15 protein-coding genes and 1 pseudogene are annotated in these 21,448 nt (G+C 60.1%); 12 read left to right on the top strand and 4 right to left on the bottom strand.

Annotated features, from left to right (window positions below):
• Window positions 1-44 precede the first annotated feature (44 nt).
• The 3 genes from KI231_RS26930 to KI231_RS26920 form a co-directional block, all read right to left on the bottom strand.
• Window positions 45-1,946 (bottom strand): PhoX family protein, encoded by a 1,902-nt coding sequence (locus tag KI231_RS26930; protein WP_213026767.1) that lies wholly within the window; start codon window positions 1,944-1,946, stop codon window positions 45-47.
• A 70-nt stretch (window positions 1,947-2,016) separates the two neighbouring features.
• On the bottom strand, window positions 2,017-2,781 hold the full coding sequence (locus KI231_RS26925; protein WP_103304442.1) for a TOBE domain-containing protein: 765 nt from the start codon (window positions 2,779-2,781) through the stop codon (window positions 2,017-2,019).
• 189 nt (window positions 2,782-2,970) lie between these two features.
• Entirely contained in the window at window positions 2,971-3,705 is a 735-nt protein-coding gene (locus tag KI231_RS26920; RefSeq protein ID WP_213026766.1) for a ComF family protein, read from the bottom strand.
• A gap of 90 nt (window positions 3,706-3,795) precedes the next feature.
• On the opposite strand from KI231_RS26920, the gene bioB reads away from it, so the two are divergent.
• The 11 genes and pseudogenes from bioB to KI231_RS26865 all read left to right on the top strand — a co-directional run bounded on the left by bioB (window position 3,796) and on the right by KI231_RS26865 (window position 18,685).
• Window positions 3,796-4,851 (top strand): biotin synthase BioB, encoded by a 1,056-nt coding sequence (gene bioB / locus KI231_RS26915; RefSeq protein ID WP_103304440.1) that lies wholly within the window; start codon window positions 3,796-3,798, stop codon window positions 4,849-4,851.
• Window positions 4,852-5,010: 159 nt separating this feature from the next.
• Window positions 5,011-6,189 carry an 8-amino-7-oxononanoate synthase gene (gene bioF, locus KI231_RS26910; RefSeq protein ID WP_213026765.1) on the top strand — a complete coding sequence of 393 codons (1,179 nt, stop codon included), beginning with the start codon at window positions 5,011-5,013 and terminating at the stop codon, window positions 6,187-6,189.
• The gene (locus KI231_RS26905) at window positions 6,182-6,913 is read left to right on the top strand and encodes an alpha/beta fold hydrolase (protein WP_213026764.1); all 732 of its coding nucleotides are present in this window, start codon (window positions 6,182-6,184) and stop codon (window positions 6,911-6,913) included. The genes bioF and KI231_RS26905 overlap by 8 nt, the downstream gene beginning before the upstream one ends.
• Window positions 6,906-7,717, top strand: a pseudogene (bioC, locus tag KI231_RS26900) (malonyl-ACP O-methyltransferase BioC). Before KI231_RS26905 ends, bioC begins: the two are co-directional and overlap by 8 nt.
• A complete protein-coding gene (bioD, locus tag KI231_RS26895) occupies window positions 7,714-8,394 on the top strand; it encodes a dethiobiotin synthase (protein WP_213026763.1) in 681 nt (226 codons plus the stop codon). The pseudogene bioC and the gene bioD overlap by 4 nt, the downstream one beginning before the upstream one ends.
• A gap of 120 nt (window positions 8,395-8,514) precedes the next feature.
• A complete protein-coding gene (locus tag KI231_RS26890; RefSeq protein ID WP_213026762.1) occupies window positions 8,515-8,811 on the top strand; it encodes a pyrroloquinoline quinone biosynthesis protein PqqE in 297 nt (98 codons plus the stop codon).
• A gap of 276 nt (window positions 8,812-9,087) precedes the next feature.
• Window positions 9,088-10,893, top strand: coding sequence for a phenylacyl-CoA dehydrogenase (locus tag KI231_RS26885; RefSeq protein ID WP_213026761.1), 1,806 nt, complete (start codon window positions 9,088-9,090; stop codon window positions 10,891-10,893).
• Window positions 10,894-11,166: 273 nt separating this feature from the next.
• The gene (locus KI231_RS26880; RefSeq protein ID WP_213026760.1) at window positions 11,167-13,269 is read left to right on the top strand and encodes a cytochrome-c peroxidase; all 2,103 of its coding nucleotides are present in this window, start codon (window positions 11,167-11,169) and stop codon (window positions 13,267-13,269) included.
• Window positions 13,270-13,468: 199 nt separating this feature from the next.
• Window positions 13,469-14,758 (top strand): GGDEF domain-containing protein, encoded by a 1,290-nt coding sequence (locus tag KI231_RS26875; RefSeq protein ID WP_103304433.1) that lies wholly within the window; start codon window positions 13,469-13,471, stop codon window positions 14,756-14,758.
• A 90-nt stretch (window positions 14,759-14,848) separates the two neighbouring features.
• Entirely contained in the window at window positions 14,849-16,645 is a 1,797-nt protein-coding gene (locus KI231_RS26870; protein WP_213026759.1) for an acyl-CoA dehydrogenase C-terminal domain-containing protein, read from the top strand.
• Between the two features lie 261 nt (window positions 16,646-16,906).
• Window positions 16,907-18,685: an acyl-CoA dehydrogenase C-terminal domain-containing protein gene (locus tag KI231_RS26865; protein ID WP_103304431.1), complete on the top strand. Its 1,779-nt coding sequence runs from the start codon at window positions 16,907-16,909 to the stop codon at window positions 18,683-18,685.
• Window positions 18,686-18,913: 228 nt separating this feature from the next.
• On the opposite strand, the gene KI231_RS26860 is transcribed toward KI231_RS26865, so the two are convergent.
• Window positions 18,914-19,828 (bottom strand): LysR family transcriptional regulator, encoded by a 915-nt coding sequence (locus tag KI231_RS26860; RefSeq protein ID WP_103304430.1) that lies wholly within the window; start codon window positions 19,826-19,828, stop codon window positions 18,914-18,916.
• Window positions 19,829-19,997: 169 nt separating this feature from the next.
• Here KI231_RS26860 and KI231_RS26855 point away from each other — a divergent pair, with 169 nt between their 5' ends.
• Complete coding sequence (locus tag KI231_RS26855) at window positions 19,998-21,281, top strand: aspartate aminotransferase family protein (RefSeq protein WP_213026758.1); 1,284 nt, start codon at window positions 19,998-20,000, stop codon at window positions 21,279-21,281.
• Window positions 21,282-21,448: the final 167 nt, after the last annotated feature.

Raw genomic sequence — 21,448 nt, 5'->3', positions numbered from 1 at the left:
ATGCGATCCCCTGTGGGAGCTGGCTTGCCAGCGATGAGGCCCGATCAGGCGCCGACTACTCCGCCATCCTCACGGGTAATCGCCATCACCGAAGACCGCGGTTTGCCATTCGGCAGATGCTCAGGGAAGGTCGATCCACCGTTCTCACCCGGATGCTGGATCCCGACAAACAGGGTTTTCTGATCCGGCGAGAAGCTGATCCCCGTTACCTCACAACCAATCGGCCCGACCATGAACCGGCGAATCTCGCCGGTCTTGGGATCAGCGCAGAGCATCTGGTTATTGCCCATCCCGGCAAAGTCCCCGGCATTGCTCGAATCGCCGTCAGTCAGAATCCACAAGCGTCCGGCCTTGTCGAAACCCAAACCATCCGGGCTGTTGAACATGTTCTGCGGAGTGATGTTCTTCGAGCCGCCCTTCGGCGTCCCGGCGTGAACGCCCGGGTTACCGGCAACCACGAACAGGTCCCAGGCAAACGTCTTCGAAGCATGATCATCGCGGTCGGTGCGCCAGCGCAGAATTTGCCCGTAGACGTTCTTCTCACGCGGGTTCGGCCCGCCCACCGGTTGACCGTCCTCGCCACGCTTGGCGTTGTTGGTCAGGGTGCAATAAACCTGGCCGTCCTTCGGGCTGACCACAATCCACTCCGGGCGGTCCATGCGCGTGGCGCCGACGACGCTGGCGGCGAGGCGCGCGTGAATCAGCACTTCGGCCTGATCGGCAAAACCGCTGCTGGCGTCGATGCCGTTCTTGCCGTGGGTCAATTCGATCCACTGGCCCTGACCTTTCGGGTGATCGGGGTTGCTGTCGCCGTTATCGAACTTGGCCACGTACAGGGTGCCGTGATCGAGGATGTCGCGGTTGGCCTTGGCGTTGCGGTGATTGATGCGGTCGCGACTGACGAATTTGTAGATGAACTCACCACGCTCGTCATCGCCCATGTACACCACGGCGCGACCGTCGTCGGTCTCGGCCAGGGCGGCGTTTTCATGCTTGAAGCGGCCCAGCGCCGTGCGTTTGACCGGGGTCGATTGCGGATCGAACGGATCGATCTCGACCACCCAGCCGTGACGGTTGAGTTCGTTGGGGTTCTTCGCCATGTCGAAACGCGGGTCGTACGGGTGCCAGTTGATCTCGCGACTGGCGACCGACACGCCATAGCGTTTCTGCGCCGGGTCGAACTGCTGCTGGGCGTTGCTGCTGCCGAAGCAGTCGGTGAAGTTTTCTTCGCAGGTCAGGTAAGTGCCCCACGGGGTTTTACCGTTGGCGCAGTTCTGGAAGGTGCCGAGGACTTTCTTGCCGTGCTTGTCGGCAGCGGTTTTCATCAAGTCGTGGCCGGCCGCCGGGCCGCTGATGCGCAACGGCGAGTTGCCGTGGATGCGGCGGTTGTAGCGCGAACCCTGGACGAACTGCCATTGACCGTTCTTGCGCTGCACCTCGATCACCGACACGCCTTCGCAGGCCAGCGCCTTGCGCACGTCTTCGGCCGATTGCGGCATGCCGCCGTGCGGGTAGAGGTAGCGGTAGTTGGTGTATTCATTGTTAATCGCCATCAAGGCGCGGTTTCGATCATCCGGGAATTCGAACAGGCTCATGCCGTCATTGTTGTCGCCGAACTGCACTTCCTGTGCGGTGGCGGTGCCATTGCCGCTAGGGTCGAAGGCCGGGCCGTTCTTGTGCAGCGGCTGGCCCCAACTGATCAGTACCGAAGACTTGTAGCCTTTGGGCAGCGTGATGACATCGGTGGTCGCAGCGGGAATGCTCTCGAAACCGAGCAGGCGGCTGTTGCCGGCGCTGACGCCGGTGGCCAGTGCGCTGCGGCTCAACAGGCTGCCGCCGAGGAACATCGCTGCACCGCACAGCGCACCCGCGCCGATGAAACCGCGACGGCTGAGGCCGACCATTTTTTCCAGGTCAGTCGATTGGTTTTCTTCTAATAGGCTCACATCAGGCTCCCTGCTTGGTTTTGGCAGACACCTTAATGAGCGTCGATGACGCTTTCGTTGCAGGGCTTGATTAGAGCGGTGTACCGATCAGCACATTGGACGGCGAAAACTGCACCTGCACCGATTGCCCCACGGACAATTTGCGAGTGCGCAAGTCCAGCGGTTCGGCCAGCGCGCAGAGGGTGTGGCCGTTCGGCAGGGAGACGCGGACTTCGCTGGGGCCGTCTTCGGCGTCGAGAATCGCTTCGAGGGTGCCCTTGAGAAGATTGTGTCCAGACGTTGCGGGTTGATCACTGGCGAGCAATTCGAGCCAGCCGGCCTTGATCAGGGCGACCACTTCGGTGCCGGTTTGCAGCTCCAGATGCACGGTGCTGTCGTGGGTGATCTGCGCATCGAGGCACAGGCCTTCGGCCAGCTCGAGACGGATCAGGTCGTTGCGCCCATGAGCTTCGATTGCCACGACTTTGCCGTGTAACTGGTTACGCGCGCTGGTGCGCAGCATCAGGCGCCCGAGCAAATCCAGATCGCTGGCATCTTCCGCCGCTTCGAGTACCTGCGCTTGCAAGGCTTGCAGCTTTTGGTAAAGACGCAGCACTCGTTCGCCCTCATCCGACAACTTCGCGCCACCGCCGCCCTTGCCACCGACCGCGCGTTCAACCAGAGGTTTTTGCGCCAGGTTGTTCAGCTCATCGATGGCGTCCCACGCCGCTTTGTAGCTCAGGCCTGCACTTTTCGCGGCGCGGGTGATCGAGCCTTGTTCGGCGATGTGTTGCAGCAAAGCGATGCGCTGCGGACGGCGGACGATGTGCTGGGACAACAGAGAAGGCATGGACATGGATGGGTGCTTTTGTGCTGTGGCGGTGGGAAGTGAAGTTGGCGGCTTGCGACGCGAGAGTCAAGCCGAGCAGAGATCCCTTGTAGGAGTGAGTCTGCTCGCGATGGCGTTGTCATTGCCAACATCTATGCTGACCTTTCCACCGCTATCGCGAGCAGGCTCACTCCTACAGGGGGATTGTGTTTGGCCTCAGTTTCCGGGTTTCGGGGTCCGGGCCAAGCAGTAGACATCGACCCGAGCGGCGCCTGCATCCCTCAACAGTCGCGCCAGTGCCTGGGCCGTGGCGCCAGTGGTCAGTACGTCATCGATCAACGCGAAGTGCCGACCTTTCACATCCGCGTCGGGCGCGAGTGCGAAGGCGTGACGCAAATTGCGCTTGCGCGCCTTGGCGTCGAGGTCCTGCTGGGCGTTAGTGTCGTGAATCCGCCGAAGCACCTGTTCTTCAAATGGCAGATCGAGCTGTTTGCTCAACCATCGCCCCAACATCGCGGCTTGATTGAACCCGCGTTGACGCAGGCGTTTGCTCGCCAGTGGTACCGGCACCAACACGTCGGGCCTGGGCAAACCCTCATCGAAGCAATGTTGCAGGTATTGCCCGAGAACGTCGGCGAGCAGGTGGCCAAACGGCCATTTCGCGTTGTGTTTAAAACGCGTAATCAGACTGTCTACCGGGAAGCCGTAAAGCCATGGCACGACGACCTGTTCGAATGCCGGCGGCTCTAGCTGGCACTCGCCGCAGGTCAGGCCGGCTGCGGACAGCGGCAGGGCGCAGGTCTGGCAGTGGTCACCGAGCCAAGGCAATTCGGCTTCGCAGGCATCGCAGATTGGCACTTCTGCTTCTGCGGGCTCATCACACAACAAACAGATCTGTATGTTTTTTAAACAGATGTAAACCTGTCCTTCGTATCGTGGTTGACAGCTCATGACTCTTCCTTAAATATGCCGAACATCCGTGTAGCGCCTGTGGGTATTCCGTTTCCCCGGCGCCAGCCAAGCATAACCAAGGAACTACCCATGAGCGCGAGCACCACCGCCACCCTGCGTCACGACTGGTCACTGGCCGAAGTCAAAGCGTTGTTCGTACAGCCATTCAACGACTTGCTGTTCCAGGCGCAAACGGTGCATCGCGCGCATTTCGACGCCAACCGCGTTCAGGTGTCGACCCTGTTGTCGATCAAGACCGGCGCCTGCCCGGAAGACTGCAAATACTGTCCACAGTCCGGTCACTACAACACCGGTCTGGAAAAAGAAAAGTTGATGGAAGTGCAGAAAGTCCTCGAAGAGGCTGCTCGCGCCAAGGCCATTGGTTCGACCCGTTTCTGCATGGGCGCAGCGTGGAAACATCCTTCGGCCAAAGACATGCCGTACGTGCTGAAAATGGTCGAGGGTGTAAAAGCCATGGGCCTGGAAACCTGCATGACCCTAGGTCGTCTCGATCAGGAGCAGACCGAAGCACTGGCCAAGGCCGGGCTCGATTACTACAACCACAACCTCGACACGTCGCCGGAGTTCTACGGCAGCATCATTACCACCCGTACTTACAGCGAGCGCCTGCAGACCCTGGCTTACGTGCGTGAGTCGGGGATGAAGATCTGCTCCGGCGGCATTCTCGGCATGGGTGAGTCGCTGGACGACCGCGCCAACCTGCTGATCCAGTTGGCCAACCTGCCGGAGCACCCGGAGTCGGTGCCAATCAACATGCTGGTGAAAGTCGCCGGTACGCCGCTGGAAAACGCTGAAGACATCGACCCGTTCGATTTCATCCGCATGCTCGCCGTGGCGCGCATCCTCATGCCGCAATCCCATGTACGCCTTTCCGCCGGCCGCGAAGCGATGAACGAGCAGATGCAGGCATTGGCGTTCTTTGCCGGCGCCAACTCGATTTTCTACGGTGACAAGTTGCTGACCACCGCCAACCCGCAGGCCGACAAGGACATGCAGTTGTTCGCGCGCCTGGGCATTCAACCGGAAGCCCGCGAAGAGCACGCCGATGAAGTGCACCAGGCTGCGATCGAGCAGGCGCTGGTGGAGCAGAAGAGCAGCGAGCAGTTCTACAACGCGGCGGTGTAAAAACCTCTTCGGATTCCCCTGAAGAAATGCAAAACCCCTGTGGGAGCGAGCCTGCTCGCGAAGCGGTGCCTCAGTCGACGTTGATGTTGGATGTAAAGGCCTCTTCGCGAGCAGGCTCGCTCCCACAGGGATCTGTGTCACATGAAAGTCGAGGCCTGCATGTCTTTCGATCTCGCCGCACGCCTTGCTGCCCGTCGTGCCGAAAACCTCTACCGCCAGCGCCCACTGCTTGAAAGCCCGCAAGGGCCCGAAGTGGTGGTCGACGGCCAGCCGTTGCTGGCGTTCTGCAACAACGACTATCTGGGCCTGGCCAATCACCCGCAAGTGATCGAAGCCTGGCGCGCCGGTGCCGAGCGCTGGGGCGTGGGCGGTGGCGCTTCACATCTGGTGATCGGCCACAGTGGCCCGCATCACGCACTGGAAGAAGCGCTGGCCGATCTCACCGGGCGCCCGCGTGCGCTGCTGTTTACTACCGGCTACATGGCCAACCTCGGCGCGGTCACGGCGCTGGTCGGGCAGGGCGATACGGTGCTGGAAGACCGTCTCAATCACGCCTCTTTGCTGGATGCTGGCTTGTTGTCCGGCGCCAGATTCAATCGCTATCTGCATAACGATGCGGTGAGTCTGGCCAAGCGTCTTGAGAAAGCCACCGGCAATACGCTGGTGGTCACCGATGGCGTGTTCAGCATGGACGGCGACCTTGCCGACCTGCCGGCACTGGCCCTTGAGGCCAAGGCCAAAGGCGCATGGCTGATGGTCGACGATGCCCACGGCTTCGGCCCGCTGGGCGCCAATGGCGGCGGGATTGTCGAGCATTTCGGTTTGAGCCTGGAGGATGTGCCGGTATTGGTCGGTACCCTCGGCAAGGCGTTCGGCACGGCAGGCGCGTTTGTTGCTGGCAGTGAAGAACTGATTGAAAGCCTGATCCAGTTCGCCCGTCCGTACATTTACACCACCAGCCAACCACCGGCGCTCGCCTGCGCGACACTGAAAAGTCTGGAACTGCTGCGCAGCGAACACTGGCGTCGCGAACATTTGCAGACGCTGATCCGCCAGTTCCGCCATGGTGCCGAACAGATTGGTCTGGAACTGATGGACAGCTTCACGCCGATCCAGCCAATCATGATCGGTGATGCGGGGCGCGCGGTGCGTTTGTCGCAGATGCTGCGTGAACGCGGGCTGATGGTCACGGCGATTCGTCCGCCCACCGTGCCTGCTGGCAGTGCGCGCCTGCGGGTGACTCTGACCGCCGCCCACAGCGAGGCGCAGGTGCAGCTATTGTTAGAAGGACTGGCCGATTGCTTTGCCCAACTGTCGTCGGAGCCAAGCCATGCGTAATCGCCTGATCCTGCTGCCCGGCTGGGGCCTCGGCGTTTCGCCGATGGAACCCTTGGCCGCCGCATTGCAAGGGCTCGACGAGCACCTGAACGTCGATATCGAGCCGTTGCCTGAGCTGGACTCCAGCGACGTGCAGGACTGGCTCGATGTACTTGATGAGCGCATTCCCCAAGATGTCTGGCTCGGTGGCTGGTCGCTCGGCGGCATGCTCGCCTCCGAGTTGGCGGCGCGCCGTGGCGAACGTTGCTGCGGTTTGCTGACACTGGCGAGCAACCCTTCTTTTGTCGCCCACGAACAATGGCCGAGTGCGATGCCCGGCGAGACGTTCGATGGCTTTCTCGCCGGTTGCAATGCTGATCCGCGGCTTACCCTCAAGCGATTTTCCCTGCTGTGTGCCCAAGGTGCCGAGGACCCGCGCGGATTGTCGCGACTGCTGCTTGGCGCTGCGCCGAGCGTTGCGCCGGCCGCGTTGATGGCCGGGCTGGAATTGCTCGCGCAACTGGACACCCGTGAAGCCTTGCAGGCGTTTCGCGGCCCGCAGTTACATCTGTTCGCCGGGCAGGACAGCCTGGTGCCTGCGGAGGCGGCGGGCGAATTGTTCGCGCTGTTGCCGGATATCGAGATTGGTCTGATCGAACAGGCCAGCCATGCGTTTCTTCTGGAGGACCCCCATGGAGTGGCGGGTGCGATCCAGGCTTTTCTACATGAGTGCGGTGATGACTGATTTGTCCCTTGTTGCGCTGCCCGGCGGCTTGCCTGACAAGCGTCAGGTGGCGGCCTCTTTCTCCCGCGCGGCGGCCAGTTATGACAGCGTCGCCGAGTTGCAACGTGATGTCGGTACACAATTGCTGCAACGCTTGCCGGCAGGTTTTTCGCCATCGCGGTGGATGGATCTGGGGTGCGGCACCGGTTACTTCACCCGTGCGTTGGCTGAGCGATTCACCGGGCGGCAGGGGCTGGCGCTGGATATCGCCGAGGGCATGCTTGAACACGCCCGTCCGTTGGGTGGCGCCGAGCATTTCATTGCCGGTGATGCGGAGCGTCTGCCATTGCAGGATGGCACCTGCGATTTGATCTTCTCCAGCCTGGCGGTGCAGTGGTGTGCGGAGTTTGATTCGGTGCTCAGTGAGGCGTTTCGCGTACTGAAACCGGGGGGATTTTCGCGTTTGCTAGTCTTTGTGTCGGAACGTTGTACGAATTGCGTGATAGCTGGCGTCAGGTCGATGGCTTGGTGCACGTCAACCGTTTCCGCGAGTTCGCCCGCTATGAGCAGTTGTGTGCGGCCAGTGGATTGCGCACGGTGAGTCTGGAGAATCAGGCGCATGTGCTGCATTACCCGGATGTGCGCAGTCTGACCCATGAGTTGAAAGCGCTGGGTGCGCACAATCTGAACCCCGGGCGACCGGGCGGGTTGACCGGGCGGGCGCGGATACTTGGCCTGGTCGAGGCATACGAGCGGTTCCGTGAGGCGTCGGGTTTGCCGGCGACTTATCAGGTGGTCTACGCCGTGTTGGAGAAACCTTTATGAGCGCCGCCTATTTCATCACTGGAACTGACACCGACGTCGGCAAGACCACGGTTGCCGCAGGATTGCTGCACGCAGCGCGCTCGGCGGGGTTGAGCACGGCGGCGGGAAAACCGGTCGCCTCCGGTTGTGAGGTGACGCCCAAGGGGTTACGCAATTCCGATGCGCTGGCGCTGTTGGCGGAGTGTTCTTTGTCGTTGAGTTATCAACAGGTCAATCCCGTGGCCTTCGAGCCGGCGATTGCGCCGCATCTGGCTGCGCGCGAAGCCGGCGTGGCGCTGACAGTGCAATCATTGCTGGTACCGATGCGCGAGATTCTCGCGATGAATGCCGATTTCACCCTGATCGAAGGCGCGGGTGGCTGGCGGGTGCCGTTGGCGGATCAGGACAATCTGTCGGATCTGGCCATCGCGCTGAAGCTGCCGGTGATTCTGGTGGTGGGTGTGCGGCTGGGGTGTATCAGCCATGCGTTGCTGACGGCTGAGGCGATTGCGCGTGATGGCCTGCAACTGGCGGGGTGGGTGGCCAACATCATCGATCCGAAGACGTCGCGGCTGGAGGAGAATCTGGCGACGCTGGCCGAGCGGATTCCGGCGCCGTGCCTGGGGCGCGTGCCGAAACTCAAGACATTGAGTGCCGAGGCGGTTGCCGAGCATTTGCAATTGGATCTGCTTGACTAGTTTTCACCCATGAAGCCTGCCTATGGGCAGGCACTGTGCCATTAGTGTTTTTGACGGGTGTTTTTCTGACGCGTCTGGTTCAATGGCACGCATTGATCCTTCCCAAGGATGAGAACTCCCATGGAAATCTCCGGTAACACAGCTTTTTATGCTGGTTTGAGCACTATTCAGACCGGGCAGAACCGTGTCGATCAAGCGGCCAGCCAGATCGCCAACAACACTATTGAACGCTCGGTCAGCAGTCAGTCTTCCGAGGCTCAGATCGATCGCCTGCGTGGCGTCGATCGCAGTCAGCAAATGGACTTGGGCAGTGACATGGTCGAGATGGCCCAGGGCAAGTTTCAAGTGGAACTGGGCGCGAAAGTCGCCAAGGCTTCCGATGAAGTGCTCGGTACGATCATCGACACCTTCGCCTGACATTTCTCGCTTTGTGCATGCCGAACGCCGCGCCTTGTCGCGGCGTTTTTCGTTGTAAGTCCTTCTTCCTCAACTAATCTTTTTCTATCGCCCGTGGCTCCTTCGAGCGCATGGCGGTTTGCTGTGTCCGGCGTTTGAAAGTTGTGAAGACGAACGGCAAAAGATCGACGCTTGACAAGATTTCGGCGTAAACGTATGTTTCAAACAACTGTTTGACCGTCACAACAAATCAACACGGTCGTTCATTCCCGGTTACATCAGCAGAGGTTTATCGCTATGCCTGACTACAAGGCCCCCTTGCGTGATATTCGCTTCGTTCGTGACGAACTGCTCGGCTACGAAGCGCACTATCAGAGCCTTCCGGCTTGCGCAGACGCAACTCCGGACATGGTTGACGCCATTCTCGAAGAAGGCGCCAAGTTTTGTGAGCAGGTATTGGCGCCGCTGAACCGCGTGGGCGACCTCGAAGGTTGCACCTGGAGCGAGTCCGGCGTGAAAACCCCGACTGGCTTTAAAGAGGCTTACAAGCAATTCGTCGAAGGCGGCTGGCCAAGCCTGGCGCACGACGTCGAGCACGGTGGTCAGGGCTTGCCTGAGTCCCTGGGCCTGGCAGTCAGCGAAATGGTTGGCGAAGCCAACTGGTCGTGGGGCATGTACCCAGGCCTGTCGCACGGCGCGATGAACACCATCTCCGAGCACGGCACGTCTGAGCAGCAAGAAGCCTATCTGACCAAACTGGTCTCCGGCGAATGGACCGGCACCATGTGCCTGACCGAACCGCACTGCGGCACCGACCTGGGCATGCTGCGCACCAAGGCCGAACCTCAGGCCGACGGTTCCTACAAAGTCTCTGGCACCAAGATCTTCATCTCGGCCGGTGAACACGACATGGCCGACAACATCGTCCACATCGTGCTGGCTCGCCTGCCGGATGCACCGGCTGGTACCAAAGGTATTTCCCTGTTCATCGTTCCAAAGTTCCTGCCGAACGCTGATGGCACCGTCGGTGCACGCAACGCTGTGACCTGCGGTTCGCTGGAACACAAGATGGGCATCCACGGCAACGCCACTTGCGTGATGAACTTCGACGGCGCCACCGGTTATCTGATCGGCCCGGCGAACAAAGGCCTGAACTGCATGTTCACCTTTATGAACACCGCTCGCCTGGGTACCGCCCTGCAAGGTCTGGCCCACGCCGAAATCGGCTTCCAGGGCGGCCTGAAATATGCTCGCGATCGTCTGCAAATGCGCTCCCTGACTGGCCCGAAAGCGCCGGACAAAGCCGCTGACCCGATCATCGTGCACCCAGACGTACGCCGCATGCTGTTGACCATGAAGGCATTCGCCGAAGGCAACCGTGCGATGGTGTACTTCACCGCCAAACAGGTCGACATCGTCAAGTACGGCGTGGATGAAGAAGAGAAGAAGAAAGCCGACGCACTGCTGGCGTTCATGACGCCGATCGCCAAAGCCTTCATGACCGAAGTCGGCTTCGAAGCCGCCAACCACGGCGTGCAGATCTACGGCGGCCACGGCTTCATCGCCGAGTGGGGCATGGAGCAGAACGTTCGCGACAGCCGCATTTCGATGCTGTACGAAGGCACCACCGGCATCCAGGCACTCGACCTGCTGGGCCGTAAAGTGCTGATGACCCAAGGCGAGGCTCTGAAAGGCTTCACCAAGATCGTCCACAAGTTCTGCCAGAACAACGAAGGCAACGAAGCCGTCAAAGAGTTCGTCGCACCGCTGGCGGCAATCAACAAGGAGTGGGGCGAGCTGACCATGAAGGTCGGTATGGCCGCCATGAAAGATCGCGAAGAAGTCGGCGCGGCCTCTGTGGACTACCTGATGTACTCCGGTTATGCCTGCCTGGCTTACTTCTGGGCCGACATGGCACGTCTGGCTGCCGAAAAACTGGCAGAAGGCACTGGCGACTCAGCGTTCTACACCGCCAAGCTGCAAACCGCGCGCTTCTACTTCCAGCGCATCCTGCCACGTACCCGCACCCACGTGGCCACCATGCTGTCGGGCGCCAACAACCTGATGGACATGAAAGAAGAAGACTTCGCACTGGGCTACTAAGCCTTAACGCGGTCTTTTGAAAAACCGCTGCTCCTTCGGGGGCAGCGGTTTTTTTTTGTGCTGGAGTCTGTCCCCAACACTGGGGGTGATTCCCCAGCAGAAACGGTAGCCGCCAGTGTCTGGCCCACGGATTTATTGATTCAAAATGTTTCTTTGCGGGGTGGCCAATTAATTGCACTGCGCTGATTAACCGGCGCCCATGAGAAATCCTGTGCTGTTTCACGACGCCTCTCGCCCGGCGAACTCACGACAACAACCGTCAGGGTGAAGCACATGAACATCTGTCGACTTGCCTGGTTAACCCTCGCACTTACTGCCTGCGGCGCGATGGCCGCGACACCCGCAGAAGTGGATCCGCCGGTACCCGAAGTCCCCAGCCTGCAATCATTGCGTGGCATGGTGCCGCCCGATCCCTCCGGAACCGAAGGCGGGCGCAAGGTTGACCTGATGACCGACTATGTACTCAACCGCTCCGCCGCGATCCTTCTTGGCAAAGCGCTGTTCTGGGACATGGAAGTCGGCAGTGATGGCGCCACCGCGTGTGCATCCTGCCATTACCACGCTGGCGTCGATCACCGCATCACCAACCAGCTCAATCCCGGCCAGGCGCACACCAACGCCAACGTCGCGTCGATCTTCAATAAACCGTTTGTGGCGTCCGACATTCCCGGTGACGTGGCGTCCTACGCGACCCTGTCCGGCGGCAAGGGCGGGCCGAACTACACGCTGAAAAAAACCGACTTCCCGACCCATGTGCTGAGCAATCCGCTGGAGCGCAACTCACCGATCGTTTATTCGACCGACGACGTGGTCGGCTCACAAGGTGTGTTCGACGCCAATTTCGTCAAACCCAATCAACCGCGCTTCGACAAATGCACCCAGCAGCCGGACGGTATCTTTCAGGTCGGCGGCATCAACGTGCGCCGCAGTACCGGGCGTAATGCGCCGTCGGTGATCAACGCTGCGTTCAACGTGCGCAACTTCTGGGACGGCCGGGCCAACAACGTGTTCAACGGTTTCTCGCCATTTGGCAATCGTGATCCGGACGCCGGGATTTACGTGACCAGCGAGCGCAGCACTGTTGCGACGAAAGTCAGACTGGCGCTCAACGATGCCTCCGCCGCCTCGCAAGCAGTGGGGCCGCCCGGCAGTGCGGTAGAAATGTCCTGCGGCGGCCGCACCTTTGCTGACATTGGCCGGCGTATGCTCGATCAGTTGATGCTTAAACAGCAGCGGATTTCCTCCAGCGACTCCGTACTCGCTTCGGTGTCCGGCGCGCGGCGCCCGACCTATCGCGAATTGATCAAGAACGCCTTCCAGCCACGCCTGTGGAACGCCACGCAAAATGTGCTGGTGGGCGGCGCGCCTTACACACAGATGGAAGCCAACTTCCCGCTGTTCTTCGGGTTAGCGATTCAGCTGTACGAATCGACGTTGATTTCTGATCAGGCACCGATCGATGCATACCTGCAAGGCGACTCAACCGCGATGAGCGCGCAGCAGGTCGAAGGCATGAACCTGTTTCTTGGCAAGGGCAAATGCGTCAACTGCCACGGTGGGCCAGAACTGACCAACGCCGCCAGTCGTCTGCTGATGCATCCGCGTGAGCGCATCGAACGGATGGTCATGGCCGACAATCTGACGACCCTTTATGACAACGGTTTCTACAACACCGGCGTGCGGCCGACCTCTGAAGATCTGGCCCTGGGTGGCGTCGATGCCTGGGGCAATCCATGGTCATTCAGCCGTCAATACAACAAGGTGCTGCAGGGCGGCAACATTCCTGATCCGCTGGATGTCGACGTTTGCACTTTTGAAGCGCCGCTCAGCGCTGCCATCCCGTGCGATGCCACGCTCAAGCCCAATGTCGGGTTCCGCGATTCGGTTGACGGCGCCTTCAAGACCCCGACCTTGCGCAACATTGCATTGACCGGCCCGTATTTCCACAACGGCAGCCGCGCGACGCTCAAGCAAGTCATGGAGTTTTACAACCGTGGTGGTGACCGCCGTGGTGAGGACTCGAACAACACCAGCGGTTTCGAGCATCCGTCGGCGAATCAACACAACACCTCGAACCTCGATCCGGACATGACCAGCCTCAACCTGACTACGGACGAGATCGATGCACTGGTGAAATTCATGGAAGTCGGCCTGACCGACCCGCGTGTAGCGTGGGAACGGGCGCCGTTCGATCACCCGTCGCTGGTGATCCCGCAGGGCCACGTCGGCGATGAAAACGCCGTGACCCAACGTCCGGCGAGTCCGAAGGTCACCACCCGCCAGGCGACGGACGCGTTACTCAATCTCAAGCCGTATGGCGCGGAAGGTCGACGTCCGGAAGAAGGCCCGTTGCTGCCTTTCTACAACGATCTTTGAAGGCCAATTGCACGGCTGGCCATCAGCAATGGTGGCCAGCACGTCAATCAGGGGTAAAAAACTTACTGATTCGCTCAGAAACTCAGGTTTTCTGCCGTTAAAGAGACTGCATGTGATCTGGATCACATTGTGTGTGCTTAACTGGCCACATTGCAGGCACAATGCCATCTCTTTGATATGACGGGTCGGAGCTTTACCCTTGCCGCGTTCTTCCGCTGTACGTTTCAGCCATTTCCTACCTTCACTGCTGTTATTGCTCGCGGGGTTGGCGGCTGCGTACGTCAAAGACCTCAACGTGTTCTTCACGTCTCTGTTTAATGTACTGCCAACGCTGGTGTTGCTGTTGGGCGGCGCTTACTGCGCGGTTTACCGACGTCAGCGCGAACTGTTTCTGATGCTCACGGTTTACATCGCCTACTTTTTGCTCGACACCCAGACCGATTATTACCGCGACAACGGCAAGGTGCGCGAAGACGCCGCCGTGGTTTTTCATCTGGTCTGTCTGCTGCTGCCGCTGCTGTTTGGCCTTTTCGCCGCGTGGCAGGAACGCACGCACCTGTTTCAGGACATGGTCGCGCGGTTCGCCGTGCTGCTTGCCTTCGGCAGTGTCGCGCTGGGGCTTGAGCAAAGTTACCCACAGGCGCTGCTGATGTGGCTTTCGGAGATTCGCTGGCCAGCGCTGCACGGCGCGTGGATGAGTCTGATCCAGCTGTCCTATCCGGTGTTCATCTCGGCGTTTCTGCTGCTGGCCTGGCAATACTGGCGCCATCCGCGTCCGCTGCACGCGGCGCAATTGGTCGGGTTGCTCGGGGTGTTCTGGATGCTGCCGAAAACCTTCATCCTGCCGTTCACTCTGAACATCATGTGCAGCCAGGTCATGTTGATGATCGCCGCCGCCGTGGCGCACGAGGCTTATCAAATGGCCTTCCGCGACGAACTCACCGGTCTGCCGGGGCGTCGCGCACTCAACGAACGCATGCAGCGCTTGGGGCGCAATTATGTGCTGGCGATGAGCGACGTTGACCACTTCAAGAAATTCAACGACACCCATGGCCACGACGTCGGTGACCAGGTATTGCGTCTGGTGGCGAGCAAACTGTCGAAAATCAGTGGTGGCGGTAGGGCGTATCGCTATGGCGGTGAGGAATTCGCCTTGGTGTTCGCGGGCAAAACCCTTGAAGAGTGTATGCCGCACCTGGAAGTGATCCGTGAGTCGATTGCGTCCTACAACATTCAACTGCGCAATCAGGAAAACCGCCCGCAGGATGACCAGCAAGGTCGTCAGCGCCGTGCCGGCTCCGGCGCCTCCAGCGTTTCGGTCACGGTGAGCATCGGCGTCGCCGAACGCGTGGAGCAGCGCAACCCGGAACAAGTGCTGAAATCCGCCGACGAGGCGCTCTACGCCGCTAAAGGCGCGGGGCGCAACTGTGTGATGGCGTACGGGCAAAACCGTCGCGGCGCGGTGCGCATGGACAGCGCTGCGGGTTGAGTGATGACGGCGCATTCAGCGTCTGCACAGTGATTGTCGGGTGTGGTGGCCGGCAGTAGGTTCAAGCAACCTGCTGACGGAGAAGCCACCATGCCTGAGTACAAAGCTCCCCTGCGCGACATGCGCTTTCTGATCGACCACGTATTCGACTTCCACGCCAATTACGCCGCCCTCGGCGCCCATGACGCCAGCCCGGACATGATCAACGCGATCCTCGAAGAGGGCGCGAAGTTCTGCGAGAACGTTCTCGCGCCGCTCAATCGCAGCGGTGACGAAGAGGGCTGCCATTTCGACAACGGGGTGGTGACAACGCCTACAGGCTTCAAGCAAGCATTCGCACAATATGTTGAGGGCGGCTGGCACGGTCTGGCCGCCGACCCGACCTACGGCGGCCAGGGCTTGCCGAGTTCGCTGGGGCTGGTGATCAGTGAGATGGTCGGTTCCAGCAACACCTCCTGGGGTATGTACCCGGGGCTGACCCACGGCGCGATGTCGGCGATCCATGCCCACGGTACCGCCGAGCAGAAAGACACCTATCTGAGCAAACTCACCGCCGGCCAGTGGACCGGCACCATGTGCCTGACCGAAGCCCATTGCGGGACCGATCTGGGCATCATCAAGACCCGCGCCGCGCCTCAGGTTGACGGCAGCTACGCGGTCACCGGCAGCAAGATTTTCATCTCCGCCGGTGAACACGACATGAGCGACAACATCATCCATCTGGTGTTGGCCAAATTGCCCGACGCGCCCGCAGGGACCAAAGGGATTTCGCTGTTTATCGTGCCGAAATTTCTGCCCGATGCAGCGGGTGACGCCGGGACGCGCAACGGCGTTTCCTGCGGTTCGATCGAACACAAGATGGGCATCAAGGCTTCGGCCACTTGCGTGCTGAACTTCGACGGGGCCAAGGGTTTTCTGATCGGCGAGCCGAACAAGGGCCTCAACTGCATGTTCACCATGATGAACCACGCACGGCTCGGCACCGGCATGCAGGGCTTGTGTCTGGGCGAGGCGAGCTTTCAGGGCGCAATCAAATACGCCAATGATCGCTTGCAGATGCGTGCCCTGACCGGTGTCAAAGCCCCGGATAAACCGGCCGATCCGATCATCGTTCACCCGGACGTGCGGCGCATGTTGCTGACCATGAAAGCCTTCAACGAAGGCAACCGCGCGCTGACGTACTTCACCGCGCAGATGCTCGATGTCGCGCACCTGAGCAGCGACGCCGAAGCGCGTCAGGAGGCCGAAGACCTGTTGGCCTTCCTCACGCCGATCTGTAAAGCGTTCATGACCGACACCGGCCTGGAAGTGACTAACCACGGCATGCAGGTGTTTGGCGGCCACGGCTTCATTCGCGAGTGGGGCATGGAACAACTGGTTCGCGATTGTCGGATCGCACCGATTTATGAGGGCACCAACGGCATTCAGGCGCTCGACCTGCTCGGGCGCAAAGTGCTCGGCAGTCAGGGCAAATTGCTGCGTGGTTTCACCAAAATTGTTCACAAGTTCTGCGCGGCCAACGCCGAGCATGCGCAATTGGGCAGTTTCGTCGCGCAGCTCAATGAGCTGAACCAGCAATGGGGCGACCTGACCCTGAGGGTCGGCATGGCAGCGATGAAGAACCCGGACGAAGTCGGCGCGGCGTCGGTGGATTATCTGATGTACAGCGGCTACATCATCCTCGGCTATCTGTGGTTGCGCATGGCGCTGGTGGCACAGGCGCAACTGGACGTGGGGGAGGGTGAGGCGGACTATCTGCGGGGCAAATTGGCGACGTGCGAGTTCTACTTCAAGCGTTTGTTGCCGCGTACGGCTGCGCATCGGGCGGCGATCGAGGCGGGGAGTGAGTGTTTGATGAAGCTGCCTGCCGAACTGTTTGCACTCTGACCCGCTTTCTGTGGCGAGGGAGCGTCCTCCCGCTCGGGTGCGTAGCAGCCGCCAATGGGTGAGCGCTGCGCACTCATGTGGGAGCAAGCTCCCTCGACACAGGTTTCTCTACATCCTTTGATTATCGTTTCAGGTCGGTGACTAAAAATAACAAATCAGTCACCGGTTGACCCTATGTGTCGCAAAAGTTGTTGGGGTACACTCCGGCCTAACGAAAACACCCTTCCACGAATCACCTGTTCAGATTTTGCGAGGTTTGCCATGGCTGACTACAAAGCGCCGCTGCGCGATATGCGCTTCGTCCTCAATGAAGTATTCGAAGTCGCCAAACTCTGGGCCGAGTTGCCGGCGCTGGCCGAGACTGTCGACGCCGAGACCGTTGAAGCGATTCTCGAAGAGGCCGGCAAGGTCACCAGCAAAAGCATCGCGCCACTGAGCCGTGCCGCTGACGAAGAAGGTTGCCACTGGGCGGACGGCGCGGTCACCACGCCGGCCGGTTTCCCACAGGCTTATCAGACTTATGCCGAAGGTGGCTGGGTTGGCGTCGGTGGCGATCCGGCCTACGGCGGCATGGGCATGCCCAAAGCCGTTTCGGCCCAGGTTGAAGAAATGGTCAACTCCGCCAGCCTGTCCTTCGGTCTGTATCCGATGCTGACTGCCGGCGCTTGCCTGTCGATCAACGCCCACGCCAGCGAAGAACTGAAAGCCGCGTATCTGCCGAACATGTATGCCGGCATCTGGGCCGGTTCCATGTGCCTGACCGAGCCGCACGCCGGCACTGACCTGGGCATCATCCGCACCAAGGCCGAGCCTCAGGCCGACGGTTCCTACAAGGTCAGCGGCACCAAGATCTTCATCACCGGTGGTGAACACGACCTTACCGAAAACATCATTCACCTGGTGCTGGCCAAGTTGCCGGACGCTCCGGCGGGACCGAAAGGTATCTCGCTGTTTCTGGTACCGAAGTTCATGGTCAATGCCGATGGCAGCCTCGGCGCGCGCAACCCGGCCAACTGCGGTTCGATCGAACACAAGATGGGCATCCAGGCGTCCGCTACCTGCGTGATGAACTTCGACGAAGCCGTGGGTTATCTGGTCGGTGAGCCGAACAAAGGTTTGGCGGCGATGTTCACCATGATGAACTACGAGCGTCTGGGCGTCGGTATCCAGGGCCTCGCCACTGGCGAGCGCTCCTACCAGAACGCCGTCGAATACGCCCGCGACCGTCTGCAAAGCCGTTCGCCAACTGGCGCGCAGAACAAAGACAAAGTCGCCGACCCGATCATCGTCCATCCGGACGTGCGTCGCATGCTGCTGACCATGAAGGCCTCGAACGAAGGTGGTCGTGCGTTCTCCACCTACGTGGCAATGCAACTCGACACCGCCAAGTTCAGCGAAGACGCGGCGACTCGCAAGCGTGCTGAAGATCTGGTTGCCCTGCTGACGCCGGTAGCCAAGGCGTTCCTGACCGATCTGGGTCTGGAAACCACGGTGCATGGCCAACAGATTTTCGGCGGCCACGGCTACATCCGCGAATGGGGCCAGGAACAACTGGTGCGTGACGTGCGCATCACCCAGATCTACGAAGGCACCAACGGCATTCAGGCGCTGGACCTGGTCGGGCGCAAGATCGTCGGCAGCGGCGGTGCGTTCTACAAGCTGTTCGCCGACGAGATCCGCCATTTCACCGCGACGGCCAGTGCCGACCTGGGCGAATTCACCAAGCCATTGAACGACGCTGTCGACACCCTCGACGAGTTGACGTCGTGGCTGCTGGATCGGGCGAAAAACAACCCGAACGAAATCGGTGCGGCCTCGGTCGAATATCTGCAAGCGTTCGGTTACACGGCGTACGCCTACATGTGGGCACTGATGGCCAAGGCATCATTGGGCAAAGAAGCGCAGGATGATTTCTACGCCAGCAAGCTCGGTACTGCACGCTTCTACTTCGCCCGCCTGTTGCCGCGTATTCACTCGCTGAGCGCGTCGGTGAAGGCCGGCAGCGAGTCGCTGTTCCTGTTGGATGCAGCGCAATTCTGACGATGTAACGTCATGTAAGCATTCTCTTACGTGACGTGCTGCTGTTCTCCCATATGCGCGGATTGGATCCAGAGCTAATCTACATTTCATGGACGTCGCGCAGGAAGCGCAAAGCAACAACACGGACACGTAGGATTCTGCCAGGGTGGCGGAGTGAAATGGATGTCAGGGAAACAGTCTGCAAAGCCCCGCTTCGGCGGGGTTTTCTTTTGCCTGCAGAAAAGTAAGTCACGCCAAGGGATCGAGCGGCGGCTTTGCTTCACGCTCCATCACTTCCTCCAGCAACGTGCGCAACAGCGCCAAAGAGGCTTGTTGGCGCTGCACGTCACGACAGACCAAGCCAACCTTTAACGGCACCCGTGGCTCGCTCAGCGGTTTCCACAGCAGATCTTGATCGTCGTACTCCTTTTGCGAACGCCCCGGCAGCACCGTCGCCAGTTTGGTGTGCGGCAGACTGTCGAGAATCCCCAGCATATTGTTCAACTCGGCTTGCACTTGCGGGCGACGCCCGAGGCTGGTCAGTTGCGCCTGCCAGATCTGGCGGATCTGAAATTCCTCGCCCAACAGCAGCATGGGCAATTCCGCGGCCTGGCGAATCGAGACTTTCTTGAATTCACGCAATGGGTGATCCGCCGGGATGACCAGCGTCAGTTCATCTTCGTAGAGCATCACGCCCTGCAACCCGGGCTGACGGGGCGGCAAGTAGCTGATGCCGATGTCCAATGAACCGTTGAGCAATCGTCGTTCGATTTCCAGCCCCGTCAGTTCGTAGATCTGCACCACCAGATGCGGTTGTGCCTTGCGCACGCGCTCTAGCATTTGCGGCACCAGACTGGTGTGCACGGTCTGCAACACACCGATTGCCAGCGTGCGCAGTGCCTGGCCCTTGAAGTTGCCCAACGCCTCGCGCGCGCGTTGTAAACCGTCGAGCAGTGGCAGCGCATGGTTGTACAGCGTGTGCGCGGCAAGCGTCGGCAGCAGGCGTTTGCTGCTGCGTTCAAAGAGAGTGACGTCGAGGTTCTGTTCGAGCTGACGGATCTGTTGGGAAAGCGCGGGTTGCGAGATCGACAGGCGTTCGGCGGCTCTGCCGACATGCCCTTCTTCGTAGACCGCGACGAAATAACGCAGTTGTTTAAAATCCATAAGTAACACTTATCGAAAATGCTGAGAAATCGAAATGGCCCAAGGCCGTCAGTGAGCCTAGTCTAACCGCATTCACAAGGCTTACAGGGCCAGAAAGCGCGATGATCAGCGTCAGCTTCAAGAGTGTTTGCATAGGCAGTTCAAAAAACCTCCAGCGAGGTTTTGTTCAATGAATCTGTTCAGTTTGCGGCGCCAGACGCCGAGCCTTGACGACCTCACTTTCGAGGCCAACCCTTCAAACATCAGCGAAAACCTCAGCGCTGAGCGGCTGATGCCCAGCGTCGAAAGGCCACAACAGGTGTTCGTTCGCGGCCAAGGCTCGTGGCTGTGGGACAGCAACGACCGCGCTTACCTCGATTTCTCCCAGGCCGGCGGTGCCAACAGCCTCGGCCACAGTCCTTCGGCACTGGTCAAAGCCATCGCCAGTCAGGCCCAGGCGCTGATCAATCCCGGTTTCAATCTGCACAATCGCGGCATGCTCAGCCTCGCCGAGCGCCTGTGCGCCAGCACTTCCAGTGATCAGGCTTACCTGCTCAACAGCGGCAGCGAGGCTTGCGAGGCCGCGATCAAACTGGCACGCAAGTGGGGCCAGCTGCATCGCGGCGGCGCCTCGCGGATTATCGTTGCCAAGCAGGGTTGTCATGGCCGCAGCCTGGCGACGATTTCCGCATCGGACAGTTGCAACCTGCACAATCGATTCGCGCCGTTGCTGCCGGGTTTCGATCTGGTGCCGTTCAACGATTTGCCAGCGCTGCACGCGGCGGTCGATGCACAGACCGTGGCGATCATGCTTGAGCCGATCCAGAGCGACGCTGGTGTCATTCCCGCAACCGAGCATTACCTCAAAGGCGTCGAACGTCTGTGCCGTGAGCTGGGCATTCTGCTGATTCTCGACGAAGTGCAGACCGGCATCGGTCGCTGTGGCACCTTGCTCGCCGAACAATCCTACGGCGTGCGCGCCGATATCGTTGTGCTTGGCAAAGGCCTTGGCGGCGGCGTGCCGCTGGCGGCGCTGCTGGCGCGGGGCAAGGCATGCTGTTTCGACGCGGGCGAACTCGGCGGTACGCATCACGGCAATGCGCTGATGACCGCGGCCGGTCTGGTCGTCCTCGACAGCGTGCAAGACCGAAGCTTTCTCGAACAGGTCAAAGAAAACGGCCAACATCTGCGCGAAGGTTTAGCCCGACTGGCTCACCGTTACGGTCACGGCGAGCTGCGTGGTCAAGGCCTGTTCTATGGACTGACCCTGTCAGACGATTGCGCCGATGCCGTCATCCACGCTGCATTGCATGAAGGCCTGCTGCTCAACGCTCCGCAAGCCAACTGCCTGCGCTTCACCCCGGCCCTGACCGTCAGCAAAACCAACATCGACGAAATGCTCCTGCGCCTGGGCCGGGCGTTCTCGCGAGTGCGCACCGCACAACTGCAATGCCGCAAAGGGATTGCCGTCTGAACTGAACCGTCCTACCCGAATTGAAGAACCGTCTCGCGGTATAACGCACGCCCCACGCCTGATTCTTTTGGCGTGGGGCTTTTTTTTTGGCAATGGATACTGGCGAACAAATGGCGATTGCACTGAACCCTGACGAACGGCGCAGGTCGATTAGCTTGTATGGCTCA

The organism is Pseudomonas sp. Seg1 (assembly GCF_018326005.1).
Classification (GTDB): domain Bacteria; phylum Pseudomonadota; class Gammaproteobacteria; order Pseudomonadales; family Pseudomonadaceae; genus Aquipseudomonas.
The sequence above is the reverse complement of the archived record's forward strand: the minus strand, read 5'-3'. Positions and strand labels throughout refer to the sequence as shown.